The 12,144-nt window shown below is 72.2% G+C and carries 13 protein-coding genes; 7 read left to right on the plus strand and 6 right to left on the minus strand.

Going from position 1 to position 12,144, the window contains the following annotated elements:
* Together ACWDLG_RS33405 and ACWDLG_RS33410 are read left to right on the plus strand one after the other, a co-directional pair.
* A complete protein-coding gene (locus tag ACWDLG_RS33405) occupies positions 1–1,074 on the plus strand; it encodes a FecCD family ABC transporter permease (RefSeq protein WP_449927848.1) in 1,074 nt (357 codons plus the stop codon).
* Complete coding sequence (locus ACWDLG_RS33410; protein ID WP_449927850.1) at positions 1,071–1,913, plus strand: ABC transporter ATP-binding protein; 843 nt, start codon at positions 1,071–1,073, stop codon at positions 1,911–1,913. The genes ACWDLG_RS33405 and ACWDLG_RS33410 overlap by 4 nt, the downstream gene beginning before the upstream one ends.
* Here ACWDLG_RS33410 and ACWDLG_RS33415 read toward each other — a convergent pair.
* Positions 1,879–3,153 (minus strand): lysine N(6)-hydroxylase/L-ornithine N(5)-oxygenase family protein, encoded by a 1,275-nt coding sequence (locus ACWDLG_RS33415; RefSeq protein WP_449927852.1) that lies wholly within the window; start codon positions 3,151–3,153, stop codon positions 1,879–1,881. The genes ACWDLG_RS33410 and ACWDLG_RS33415 overlap by 35 nt on opposite strands.
* A gap of 81 nt (positions 3,154–3,234) precedes the next feature.
* Here ACWDLG_RS33415 and ACWDLG_RS33420 point away from each other — a divergent pair, with 81 nt between their 5' ends.
* Positions 3,235–4,173 carry a methionyl-tRNA formyltransferase gene (locus ACWDLG_RS33420; protein WP_449927854.1) on the plus strand — a complete coding sequence of 313 codons (939 nt, stop codon included), beginning with the start codon at positions 3,235–3,237 and terminating at the stop codon, positions 4,171–4,173.
* Between the two features lie 16 nt (positions 4,174–4,189).
* Here ACWDLG_RS33420 and ACWDLG_RS33425 read toward each other — a convergent pair whose 3' ends face one another.
* The gene (locus ACWDLG_RS33425; RefSeq protein WP_449927856.1) at positions 4,190–4,828 is read right to left on the minus strand and encodes a TetR/AcrR family transcriptional regulator; all 639 of its coding nucleotides are present in this window, start codon (positions 4,826–4,828) and stop codon (positions 4,190–4,192) included.
* Positions 4,829–4,972: 144 nt separating this feature from the next.
* Between ACWDLG_RS33425 and ACWDLG_RS33430 the strand changes: the two genes are divergently transcribed.
* Positions 4,973–5,674 (plus strand): SDR family NAD(P)-dependent oxidoreductase, encoded by a 702-nt coding sequence (locus ACWDLG_RS33430; RefSeq protein ID WP_449927858.1) that lies wholly within the window; start codon positions 4,973–4,975, stop codon positions 5,672–5,674.
* Between the two features lie 156 nt (positions 5,675–5,830).
* Here ACWDLG_RS33430 and ACWDLG_RS33435 read toward each other — a convergent pair whose 3' ends face one another.
* Entirely contained in the window at positions 5,831–6,484 is a 654-nt protein-coding gene (locus tag ACWDLG_RS33435; protein WP_449927860.1) for a class I SAM-dependent methyltransferase, read from the minus strand.
* Positions 6,485–6,561: 77 nt separating this feature from the next.
* On the minus strand, positions 6,562–7,203 hold the full coding sequence (locus tag ACWDLG_RS33440; protein WP_354905137.1) for an FMN-dependent NADH-azoreductase: 642 nt from the start codon (positions 7,201–7,203) through the stop codon (positions 6,562–6,564).
* Between the two features lie 88 nt (positions 7,204–7,291).
* Here ACWDLG_RS33440 and ACWDLG_RS33445 point away from each other — a divergent pair, with 88 nt between their 5' ends.
* Both ACWDLG_RS33445 and ACWDLG_RS33450 read left to right on the plus strand, forming a co-directional pair.
* Positions 7,292–7,792, plus strand: a complete 501-nt coding sequence (locus ACWDLG_RS33445) for a MarR family winged helix-turn-helix transcriptional regulator (protein ID WP_449927863.1) — start codon at positions 7,292–7,294, stop codon at positions 7,790–7,792.
* Positions 7,793–7,842: 50 nt separating this feature from the next.
* Positions 7,843–8,817, plus strand: a complete 975-nt coding sequence (locus ACWDLG_RS33450) for a DMT family transporter (RefSeq protein ID WP_449927865.1) — start codon at positions 7,843–7,845, stop codon at positions 8,815–8,817.
* Between the two features lie 135 nt (positions 8,818–8,952).
* Here ACWDLG_RS33450 and ACWDLG_RS33455 read toward each other — a convergent pair whose 3' ends face one another.
* Positions 8,953–10,287 carry an aminotransferase-like domain-containing protein gene (locus tag ACWDLG_RS33455; protein ID WP_449927867.1) on the minus strand — a complete coding sequence of 445 codons (1,335 nt, stop codon included), beginning with the start codon at positions 10,285–10,287 and terminating at the stop codon, positions 8,953–8,955.
* Between the two features lie 92 nt (positions 10,288–10,379).
* Between ACWDLG_RS33455 and ACWDLG_RS33460 the strand changes: the two genes are divergently transcribed.
* Positions 10,380–11,156, plus strand: coding sequence for an enoyl-CoA hydratase-related protein (locus ACWDLG_RS33460; RefSeq protein WP_449927869.1), 777 nt, complete (start codon positions 10,380–10,382; stop codon positions 11,154–11,156).
* A 113-nt stretch (positions 11,157–11,269) separates the two neighbouring features.
* Here ACWDLG_RS33460 and ACWDLG_RS33465 read toward each other — a convergent pair whose 3' ends face one another.
* Entirely contained in the window at positions 11,270–12,127 is an 858-nt protein-coding gene (locus ACWDLG_RS33465) for a hypothetical protein (RefSeq protein WP_449927871.1), read from the minus strand.
* Between the last annotated feature and the right edge of the window lie 17 nt (positions 12,128–12,144).

The raw sequence follows: 12,144 nt of genomic DNA on the forward strand, positions 1-12,144 counted from the left end.
ATGCCCGGACCGCATCTCACGCGCTCGAGCGACCGCCTGACCTTCCGGGTGGACCGGCCCGCCGTCTCCGGCGTGCTGCGCCCCCGGCTCGTGCTGACCTGGCTGCTGCTCGCCCTCGTGACGCTCGCCGTCCTCTGCCTGGCCGTCGGCGCGGGCGCGGGCGACTACGCGCTTGCGCCCGCCGCCGTCGTCCGCGCGCTGGCGGGGGAGGGGGAGCGGGCCGACCTGTTCGTGGTGTGGGAGTTGCGGCTGCCCAGGGCCGTGGTGGGTCTGCTGGCCGGGGCCGCCCTCGGGCTGTCGGGCGCGATCTTCCAGGCCGTCACCCGCAACCCGCTGGCCAGCCCCGACATGCTGGGCATCACCCAGGGCGCGGGCGCCGCCGTCGCCGCGGGCATCGTGCTCGGCGCCGGCGCCGGCCTGGGGCTCCAGTGGCTCGGCCTGGCGGGCGCCGTCGCCGTGGGCGTGCTGATCTACCTGCTGGCCTGGAAGCGCGGCACCACCGGCTACCGGATCGTGCTGGTGGGCATCGGGGTCAGCTGGATGTGCGTCAGCCTCACCTCCTACCTGCTGAGCAGGGCGGAGCTCCACCAGGCGCAGAAGGTGCTGGGCTGGCTGGTCGGCAATCTCAACGACCGGGGATGGGCGCAGGCGGGGCCGCTTGCCGTGACGCTCGCCATCCTGCTGCCCGCGGTGCTCCTGCTGGTACGGCTGCTGCGGACGCTGCGTCTGGGCGACGACGTGGCCCGCGGGCTCGGCACCCCCGTGCAGCGCACCCGCCTGGCCCTGCTGCTGTGCGGCGCCGCGGCGGCCGCCTTCGCCACCGCCGCGGCCGGGCCGATCCTGTTCGTCGCGCTGGCCGCGCCGCAGATCGCCCAGCGCATGGCCCGCACCGCAGGCCCGCCCGCGACCGCCTCGGCTCTCACGGGCTCGGTGGTCGTCCTGGTCGCCGATCTGGTCAGCCAGCGCCTCATGGCCGACTCCGTGCTGCCCGTCGGGGTGGTGACGGGCGTGCTCGGCGCGCCGTTCCTGTTGTGGCAGCTCAGCCGGGCCAACCGGCGGGGCACGGGAGGATGAGACACGTGACGTACCCGTCGCTGCGGGCCAGCGGGCTGACGCTCGCCTATGACGACCGCGTCGTCGTCGACGGCCTTGACCTGGAGATCCCGCAGGGCAGGATCAGCGCCGTCATCGGCGCGAACGCCTGCGGCAAGTCCACGCTGCTGCGCGCCCTGGCCCGGCTGCTGGCCCCCCGCGACGGCGCGGTGCACCTGGACGGCCGCGCCATCCACACCATGCCCACCCGGCAGGTCGCCCGGCGCCTCGGCATCCTGCCGCAGTCGCCCGTCGCGCCCGAGGGGCTGACCGTCACCGACCTGGTCGGGCAGGGCCGCTCACCGCACCAGACCTGGTGGCGGCAGTGGTCGTCGGCCGACCAGGACGCGGTCACGCACGCGCTGGTGGCCACCGGCATGCTCGAACACGCCGACCGGCCGCTGGACGAGCTGTCCGGCGGCCAGCGGCAGCGGGCCTGGATCGCCATGGCGGTCGCCCAGGGCACGCCCGTGCTGCTGCTCGACGAGCCGACGACCTACCTCGACCTGGCCCACCAGATCGACGTCCTCGACCTGGTCGTCGACCTCAACCGCCACCAGGGCCGCACGGTCGTCATGGTCCTGCACGACCTCAACCAGGCCTGCAGGTACGCCGACCAGCTGATCGTGATGAGGGCCGGGCGCGTCGTGGCGGAGGGGCCGCCCGCCGACGTGATCGACGCCGAGCTGGTCGAGCACGTCTTCGGCATGCGCTGCCAGGTGGCGGCCGACCCGGTCAGCGGAACCCCGCTGATCATCCCGATCGGCCGCCACCACGACGGCGGCGTCAGCGCCGGCCCGCGTAGGAACGCGCGCGGCTGATCGAGTGGACGATCTCGCCCACCCGCACGGCGGTGTTCGACAGCAGCGTCGAGGTGATGCCATGGGTGTGCTCGGTGGCGCCCTGCACGTAGATGCCGCAGCGCATCGCCTCCGTCGTGGCGACGCGGTAGTCGCGCTCGATCCGCAGGCCGCCGTGCGGCAGCCGCAGGCAGTGCTCGCCGGCCTCGCCCAGCAGCGTCAGCGGGTCGCCGGGACGGTAACCGGTCGCGTAGACCAGCAGGTCGGCCTCCAGGACCGTGCGCTCTCCCGTCGGCAGGAACTCCACCGTCACCCGGGGCCCTTCGGCGACCTCCACCACCCGGGAGGCGTTGAGGATCCGCAGCCGCTCCACGCCGCGCACCTTCTCCTGGTAGTGGCGCCGGTAGAGCTCGTCGATGAGCTCCAGGTCGACCACCGAGTAGTTGGTGGAGGCGTGGTAGTCCAGCAGCCGCCGCTTCACCTCGTCCGGCGCGGTGTAGAAGTGGTCGACGGCGGCGGGGTCGAAGATGCGGTTGGCGAACGAGCTGTCGTCGGCGGGCGTGTAGCCGTACTTGGCGAAGACGGCGCACACCTCAGCGCCGGGGAAGGTGCTGTGCAGGTGGTCGGTCACCTCGGCCGCGCTCTGGCCCGCGCCCACCACGACCACGCGCCGCGGCTCGCGCAGCGTGGGCAGCCGGTCGAGGAGCTCCTCGCTGTGCCAGACGCGCTCGTCGCTCACCACGCCCGGCGGCAGCACCGGGTCCAGGCCCGCGGCGATCACCACGTTCCTGGTCCTCCTGGTGGTCAGCTCGTCGGAGCAGCCGCCCTGACGTACCACCACGTCGAGGAACTCGATCACGCCGTCGACGGTCACGGGGGTGACGGCGACGACCTCGGACCGGTACTCCACCTGGTCGGCGAAGGAGGCCGCGGCCCATTCGAGGTAGTCGTGGAACTCCAGGCGCGAGGGGAACATCGTCTTGTGGTTGATGAAGTCGACCAGCCGGCCCTTGTCGCTCAGGTAGCTCAGGAAGCTGAACGGGCTGGCCGGGTTGCGCATGGTGACCAGGTCCTTCAGGAAGGACACCTGCATCGTCGTGCCCTCCATCAGCATGCCGCGATGCCATCCGAAGGCCGGCTGCTTCTCGAAGAAGACCGCGTCGAGCGGGGTGTGTTCCCGTAACGCGATGGCCAGGGCGAGATTGGAGGGACCGAAACCGATGCCCACGAGATCGTGGACGTGGTGCTCCGACGAGGGCATTGATGACCTTCCATGGTTAGGTTAGCCTCTCCTAATTAAGGCGAGCCTAACCTTTTCCGATCCCCCCTACAAGGAGACGCCATGCGGGTCGTGATGTTCGGCTACCAGACGTGGGGCCACCGCACGCTGCGAGCGCTGCTGGACTCGGGCCACGAGGTGGCCCTCGTCGTGACGCATCCCAAGAGCGAGCACGCCTACGAGCGGATCTGGGGCGATTCGGTCGCCGACCTGGCCACGGAGCACGGTGTCCCGGTCCTGGTGCGCGACCGGCCAGGCGACGAGGAACTGATGACCAGGCTCAAGGAGGCCGACCCCGACCTCATCGTCGCCAACAACTGGCGCACGTGGATCCCGCCGGAGATCTTCGCCCTGCCCCGTCACGGCACGCTCAACGTGCACGACTCGCTGCTGCCGGCCTACGCCGGGTTCTCCCCGATCATCTGGGCGCTCGTCAACGGCGAGAAGGAGGTCGGCGTCACCGCGCACATGATGGACGCCGACCTGGACGCGGGTGACATCGTGCTCCAGCGCGCCGTACCGGTGGGCCCCGACGACACCGCCACCGACCTGTTCCACCGCACGGTCGACCTGATCGGCCCCATCGTCGCCGAGTCGCTCGAGCTCATCGCCTCCGGCCGGACGGACTGGACGCCGCAGGACCGCTCGAAGGCCAGCTTCTTCCACAAGCGCTCGATCGAGGACGGCAGGATCGACTGGACCTGGAGCGCCGAGGAGATCGCCCGGCTGGTCCGCGCCCAGTTCGACCCGTACCCCAACGCCTTCACCCACTACAACGGCACGCGCATCAGGGTGCTGCGCGCCTCGGTCTCCCGGGGCAGGTACGGCGGCACGCCCGGCAGGGTGTTCATCCGCGAGGGCGACGGCGTGGTCATCGTCGCCGGCGCCGACGCCCGGCGCGGCCGCAGCCAGGGCCTGGTGATCGAGCGGGTCCGGACGGACGACGACGTCGAGCTGCCCGCGACGGAGTTCTTCACGACGATGGGCGGCTACCTCCGCTAGGGATGCCCGCCGGGGCTCAGGGCCTGTCCGCCGTCGCGTGGCCGGCCTGCTCCGGCTGCGGCTCCGCCGGCGTCATGGGATGGGCGGCCTCGGTGCGCAGGCCGTCCAGGAAGAAGGACAGGCACCGCCGCCAGGCCTGGGGTGCCACCCCCGTCGACTCCCTGATCACCTGCGACATCGCCCAGACCAGCGTCGCCACGTCCTGTGCCGTGAAGTCGGCGCGCAACTGCCCGCTTCGCCTGGCCCGCTCGATGACCTGGTCCACGTCCCGCAGGCCGCGGTGGCAGGCGTCGCTCACCTCGGAGGTGCTGGGGAAGCGCCGGGCGAGCGCGTCGTTGAGCCCGCGGTCCTCGGCCTGCAGCGCGAAGAGCCCTTCCAGGAAGCCGGCGAAGCCGTTCCACGGATCGGGGTCCTCCAGGGCCGCGGCGGCGATCCGGTCCAGGGCCGCCAGCCGTTCGGGGAAGATCGCGTCGAAGAAGGCCTCCCTGGTGGGGAAGTGGTTGTAGAGCGTCCCGATGCTGACCCCGGCCGTGCGGGCGATCTCCTCCAGCGGCACGTCGAGGCCGCGTTCACCGAACAGCTGGGTCGCGGTGACCAGCAGCTTGTCGCGGTTGCGTGCGGCGTCGGCGCGCAGGGGTCGTGATCCCGTGGCCATGTTTCCCATCCCATTAACTCGAGGGCGCCCTCAGATTATGTTACCGTCGACATAACCTGAGGGCGCCCTCGAGTTATTTGTCACTGCGACTCGGAAGGCAGCACTGTGTCCTTTTCCACGTCTCAAACCGCCCGCGGGACGGCTGTGGTCATCGGGGTGGGGCCCGGCCTCGGGCTGTCCGTCGCCCACCGCTTCGGCCGCGAAGGCCACACCGTCGCCCTGGTCTCCCGTACCGGCGCCAGGCACGCGGGGTACATCGCCGGCCTGGCCGAGGAGGGGATCGAGGCCGCCTCCTTCCCCGCCGACGTCCGCGACGGCGACCAGCTCCGCTCGGCGCTGGAGGCCGTCACCGCGCGGTACGGCGGCATCGACCTGATCTACTACGGTCCCGGCGCGATCGACGGGCCCCGGCCCAGGCCGATCACCGAGGCCGACACGGCCGGGGTGCGGGAGGCGATGAGCTGGGTGTACCCGGCCATCGACGTGACCGGCACGGTGCTGCCCGGCATGATCGAGCGCGGCGCGGGCGGGCTGCTGTTCGCGGGCGGGCTCAGCGCCGCCGTGCCGATGCCCGCGCTCGGCGACCTGGCCGTCTCCTCGGCGGCGCTGCGCAACTACGTCCTGACCCTCAACGCGGGACTGGCGGGAACGGGGGTCTACGCCGGGATGCTCACCATCGGCGGGCTGATCGAGCGTGGCGACATCCACCAGCTGGTCACGTCGCAGCCGGAGCAGTTCGGCGACGTGGGGGACAAGACGCTGAACCCCGACGCCATCGCCGACGCCGCGTGGCAGATGTACACCACGCGCGACCGCGCCGAGACGACGTTCAGCGCCTTCGCCTGACCCGGGGCCCGCGGTCGGCCCGCACGTCCCCGTGTGCCGCCCGCATGTCCCCGATGCCGCCCGCACGTCCCCGTGTGCCGCCCGCACGTCCCGGCGCTCGGACCGCACGTCCCCGCGGTCGGCCCGCACGCACGTCCTTGTGCGGGCCGACCGGGCTCAGCCGGCCCGCCTGCGGGCCAGCAGGTGGGCCTGCGGGAAGCCCCTTTGGGCGTCCTCCTCCGGGGCCGACACCAGCCGGGCCACCTCGGCGATCCCGGCCTCACGCAGCAGGCCCGCGATCCGGTCGGGCGGCCACCGGTAGGCCGGGGTCACCTTGTGGTCGAACATCTCCGCCGGCCCCGCCGGATCCTCATGGGCCTGGAAGGAGACGAGCAGGTGGCCGCCCGGAGCCAGCACCCGGCCGAACTCGGCGAAGATCTCCGGCAGCCGCTCCGGCGGGGTGTGGATGATCGAGTACCGGGCCAGGATCCCGGCGAGGGAACCGTCCGTCAGATTGAGGGCGTCCATCGAGCCCACCTCGAACCGCAGCTCCGGGTGCGCCCGGCGGGCCAGCGCGATCAGCTCCGGCGACAGGTCGACGCCGAAGGCGGGCAGCCCGCGATCGTGCAGCTGCGCCGTCACGTGGCCGGGCCCGCAGCCGAGGTCGGCGACCGGCCCGCCCCCCGCCGCCCGCACGACGTCGGCGAACACGGCGATCATGGCATGGTCGAAGGTCAGGGTCGGGAACACCGTGCTGTTGAACTCGGTGTACGGAACGGCGGCCAGGTCGTAGGCCGCGCGGGTGGCGCGAAGGAAGTCCGGTTCGATCACGGGTGACCACCGTAGTCCTCCGGGGCCGCGGCCGAGGCCTTCCCGGACGGCCGCCGCGGCCCCGAGGCGGCGGGCCGTCAGACGAGTGCCGCTCCGCTGAGCCTGCGCGCGTGCTCCCTGGCCGCGGCGTGCGCGGCGGCCTGAGAGGCGGCCGCCGCCTCCCGCAGCGGCGCCATCGCGGGCGTGGTCTCGGCCAGCGTCAGCTCGGCGGTGATGACGTGGAGGTCCAGGCCGAAGACCTCGGTCAGGATCTTGCGCAGGTAGGGGTCGGCGAAGTCCCAGCCCTCCCTCGGCGTGCCGGGGCCGTACGCGCCGCCGCGCGACAGGACGAGCGTCGCCGGACGGCCGGCGACGGGACTGTCGGCCGGGCTCATCCCGAACGTCCGGCCGGGGATCAGGACCTGGTCCAGCCACGCCTTGAAGGTCGACGGGGCGCCGAAGTTGTACATCGGCACCGCGAACAGGTAAGCGTCCGCCTCCAGGAGCTCGCGCACCAGCGCGTCCTGCAGGAAGGAGGCCGTCGCCTGCTCGGCGTCGTGGTCCTGGGCGGGGGTGAGGCGGGCGCTGATGCCCGAGGCCGTCAGGTGCGGGATCGGCCGGGAGCCCAGGTCGCGGTAGGCGACGGTGCCCTCCCACGCGTCCTTGAACGTCTCGGCCACCCCGCGGGAGACCGAGCCGGCGGGTACGGCGGAGGCGTCGATGTGCAGCAGATGAGCCACGATGATCCCTTTCGTCTGTTGAAAAGATAATCTGTTAGACAGATTGTCTGCCCATCAGCTTATCTGTCAAGTGAAGTAACATCGGGCCATGAAGACTGAGCACGGGCTCCCCGCCGGATTCGACACCAACCTGGGGTGGCTCATGGGACAGGTCTTCCACGCGCACCTGACGGCCGCGCAGCACGCGCTCGCCGATTTCCCCGGCTCCCAGCGCGGCTACATGGTGGTCCACGCGGCCGTCAACGGCTGCGCCCGCAACCAGATCGACATGGCCAACCAGCTGGGCCTCGACCGCACCGTGATGGTCTATCTGGTCGACCAGCTCGTGGCCGCGGGGCTGGTCGAGCGCATGCCCGACCCCAACGACAGGCGCAGCAGGGTCATCGTCGCCACCGACGCGGGCAGGACCAGGCTCGAGGAGGCCGCGCGGGTGCTCGGTCTGGTCGACGAGCACGTGCTGCGCGCGCTCGACCCCGACGAGCGCGGGCGCTTCCGCGACATGCTCCGGCGTCTGGCCGCCCACCATCTGGCCAACGGCGGCAACGAGCACGACGCCTGCGTGGCCGCCGAGGCCGTCGCGGACAAATAGGGATATTTCCCTACATCGTGCGCGTGGCTCATCGCTACGCTCATGACCTCGTGAAGAGCACCCCCATGGGCCGCTGGCTGCCCGCTTTCCTGCTGCTCGCCCTCATCTGGGGCAACAGCTTCTTTTTCATCAAGGTGGCCGTCGGCGCCCTGCATCCCCTCCAGATCTCCTTCGGCCGGATGGCCATCGGCGCGGCGACCCTGCTGGCCGCCCTGGCCGTCAGCCGCAAGGCGCTGCCACGCGATCCACGCCTGTGGGGACACTTCCAGGTGGCCTCCGTGGTGCTCACCACGCTGCCGTTCACCCTCTTCGCCTACGGCGAGCAGTACGTCTCCTCGGTCGTGGCCGCCATCTGGAACGCCACCACCCCGCTGTGCACGCTCGCCTTCACGCTGCTGCTGCGCACCGAGAAGCCGAACGCCGGCAGGGTCGCCGGGCTCGGCCTCGGATTCGCGGGCGTCATGGTGGTGCTCGGCGTGTGGCAGCCCATGGACGGCGGCCAGCTCGGCGGCAGCCTGGCCTGCTTCGGCGCGGCCCTCTGCTACGGCATCGGCGGCTCCTACCTCGGCCGTTTCGTCACCGGACGCCGCACCGAGGCGCCCGTCGTGCTCGCCACGGGGCAGCTGATGAGCGGCACCCTCCAGCTCGCGGTGATCACCTCGCTGGCGGGAGTGCCGCTGGTCGACCTGTCCGCGCCGCCCGCGGTCTGGTGGAGCATGCTCGGCCTCGGCGGGCTCGGCACCGGCGTCGCCTACCTGCTGCTGTACGGCGTGCAGGCCAGGGCGGGGGTGACCACCACCTCGACGGTGACCTACCTGCTGCCGGTGTTCGCGGTCGTGTCGGGGGTGCTCGTGCTGGGGGAGGGCCTCACCTGGAACCAGCCGGTGGGCGCGGTGGTGATCCTGCTGGCCATCGCGATGACCCAGGGGATGGTCCGCCTCGGCCGTACCCCGGCCGCCGCGGCGCCCCGGACCGAACCCGAACCCGAACCCGAACCTGAACCCACGATCCCCTCCAGGACGTGACGGCGTGGACCGGCCGCGACGGGATACGACCCATGGGTTCCTTGAGCGGCCGGGCGCCGTCGTGGTCGCAGCGCCTGGGCGCATGGACGGCGAAGGAGGAGGACCTGGTCCGGGCGGTATCCGCCCCGACGGCGGTTACGGCGGGATCGCCGCGATAGCGTCCCGCAGGCGGTGCAACGCCGGCCCGAGCTCGCCCAGCGGTGGCGTGCCCAGCGCCAGCCGGAGCGCGCGGGGACGGTAAGGCCCGGTGGCGAAGGCGTCGGCGGTGGACACGAGGATCCCTTCCTCCGCGAGCACGGCCGTGACGTGGTCGGGACGCTGGTGCGGCGCCAAGCCGAGCCATACCACGTAGGACGCCGGGTGTGCCGTGACGTCCATGCCGGCGAGCGCGGCGCGGGCGATGTCCTGCCGGGCGGCGGCGTCCTGGCGACGGGCCTTCTCCAGCTGCGCGACCGTGCCGTCGGCGATCCAGCCGGTGGCCAGTGCGGTGATGAGTCCCGGCGCGCCCCAAGCCGCCACGCGCAGGCTCCTGGTGACGGCCCGGACGTGCCGGTCGGGGACCACGGCGAAGCCGAACCGCAGGCCGGTCGCCACGTTCTTCGACAGGCCGGCGACGTAGCAGGTGCGTTCGGGGGCCAAGGCCTGCAACGGAGGGGGCGGTGCGGCCTCGAGGAACGCGTACGTGCCGTCCTCGACGATCACGCAGTCGCAGGCGCGGGCTGTGGCGACGAGGCGGGCGCGCTGGTCTCGGTCGAGCACCCAGCCGAGGGGGTTGTGCACGGTGGGGATCGCATAGATCGCGCGGACGGGCCGCGTACGGCACAGCCGGTCGAGCGCGTCGAGGTCCGGACCCGTCGCCGTCAAGGGGACCGGAGCGAGGTCGAGGCCGTGCGCCGAGGCGAGAGCCGTGATGCCGGGATAGGTGAGCGCGTCGACGGCCAGGACGTCGCCGGGCCGGGTGAGCGCGCGGAGCACGGTGTCGAGCGCCTGCTGGGTTCCGCTCGCCAGCAGGACGTTCGCCGGCACGGTGTCGATCCCGCGGCCGAGCAGGTAGGTGGCCACGATCGCCCGGTGATGCCCGCGCCCGCCCGGCGGGTCCTGCCGGAGCAGCGACTCCACCTCGCCCGACGTCGCAAGGGCGCGCAGGGCCAGGCGCAGCAGATCGGCCTGCCCGTCGGCCAGCGGCTGATTGAACGACAGGTCGGCCACGCGCGGCACCGGCAGGGCGCGCGATGGCTCCAACCCGTCGTAGCCGGACAGGACCCGGACGAACGTCCCGCGCCCCGGCTCGCCGACGACCAGACCCATGGCGGCCAGCTCGGCGTAGACGCGGCTGGCCGTGGCCAGCGCGATCCGCCGCTCGCGAGCCAGATCGCGGTGCGTCGGCAGGCGGGTACCGGCGGGGAGCACGCCGGAGCGGATCGCCGCGACGTACTCGTCGACGACGGCCCTGTAGGACGGTGGCCGCATACCGGACCTTGTATCTAGGACAATAAGTGGATCGTCCTAGATTATGGCTCCTAACCTCGGTGCGTCCACGCGCGAGCGAACGGAGCCCAGGTATGACCGTCCACATCCACCAAGACGACCATCTCGTCACGATCACCATCGATCGGGAACGGAAACTCAACGCCCTGGATTACCCGACGATCGATGCGCTGCTGGCCGCGCTCGACCGCATCGAGTCCGACGACCGCGCCCGCGCCGTCATCGTGACCGGCGCCGGCCACAGGGCGTTCAGCGCGGGCGCGGACATCCCGTCTCTCGCGCGGAGCATCGCGGGCGGGAGCGAGCGCGCCCTGCGCGAGATCGTCCGGCGTGGCCACGGGCTGACCCGGCGGATCGAGGAGTTCCCCAAGCCGGTGATCGTCGCGGTCAACGGCCTCGCCTACGGCGGCGGTTGCGAGATCGTCGAGGCCGCCCCGCTCGCGATCGCGGCCGAGCACGCGATGTTCGCCAAGCCCGAGATCACCCTCGGCTTCCCTCCGCCGTTCGGCGGCTCCCAGCGGCTGCCGCGCCACGTTGGACGCAAGCGCGGCCTGGAGATGATCCTGACCGGCGACCCGATCCCGGCCTCCCGCGCCGCCGAGATCGGCCTCGTCAACGCCGTCGTACCCGCCGACGACCTCCTCGACGCCGCACGGAACCTGGCCGCCCGGATCGTCCGGCACGCGCCGACCGCCGTGGCGGCCTGCCTGCGCGCGGTCACCCGGGGCATCAACCTGCCGATCGACGAAGGGCTCGCGGTCGAGGCGGCCTGCTTCGCCGCGACCGTGCCCACCGACGGCGTACGGACCGGGCTGCGCCGGTTCCTCGACCGCTCCGCTGTGTCCGGCTAGCCCGTCGGGAGAGCCACGCCGCGGCGACCGTGCTCCGCGACTGTCCCTGGCATGTCGCGCGAGCACGGCGAAGCGACGGCCGAACGGCAGGCGTCATGCGAGTGACGGTCGTGTCAGGACCCGGCGAGGACGCGCGCCACGTACTCCTGCGACGGCGGCCCGAAGCGGGCGAACACCTCGCCTATCGCGGCGTGCAGGGCGGGCAGCCCCCAGTCGTCAGGCAACAACTCCTGCGGTAGCGGGGGCGCCCGCAGGGTGTCCACCAACGCGCCCCCGAACAGCCGGATGTAGGCCGCCAGCGCTGCGCCGTTCGGCTCGACAGGTGTCATCGGCTCCCGGGCGGCGGCTCGCAGCCGAACGGCGTGCTCGTGGAAGCGGCTGTTCAGTTCGCCCAGTTCCCAGGCGCGATGGGCGACGTCGGCCGCGTCCGCCGTCGACAGCCCGACGCGTCCGTAGTAGACGGTCCCCGCGGGCGGCTGGCCGCCCAGTTCCTCCAGGAGGTGGGCGCGGCGGTCGGCCGGTGAGATCAACACGCCTGGCTGCATGAGCCCGTAACGGGCGAGAGTGGCGGCGCGGCGCAGCCGGTCGCGGTAGGCGCGCTGGGACTCCGGGACGGTGTAGAAGACCGCGTGGAAGTAGCCGTCCCAGACCGGCGGCGGCCCGGCTCGCCGGTCCCGGGCCCGCCGGAAGTCGGCCAGGAAGTTCCCGGCCAGGTGGTAGTCGGCCCCCCGGCCGCGCGGCGTGGCGGCGAGCAGGCCGTCACGCCGCATCCGGGCGATCAGCGAACGCGCCGCGCCCTCGGTCAGTCCCACGTCGGTGAGGAGCCGTGTCAGGACGGTTCCGGGTAGCTCCTCGCGGCCCGCCACCCCATAGAGGAACGGGACAAGTCCAATGTTGGCACCGCGTGAGACATTTGCCGGACCCTGCTGACCTGTTACGCTTTTGCTCACGTTCGTGAGCTTAGTCGACATATGACGAGTGGGGATCG

This window comes from Nonomuraea sp. NPDC003727, from assembly GCF_053586935.1.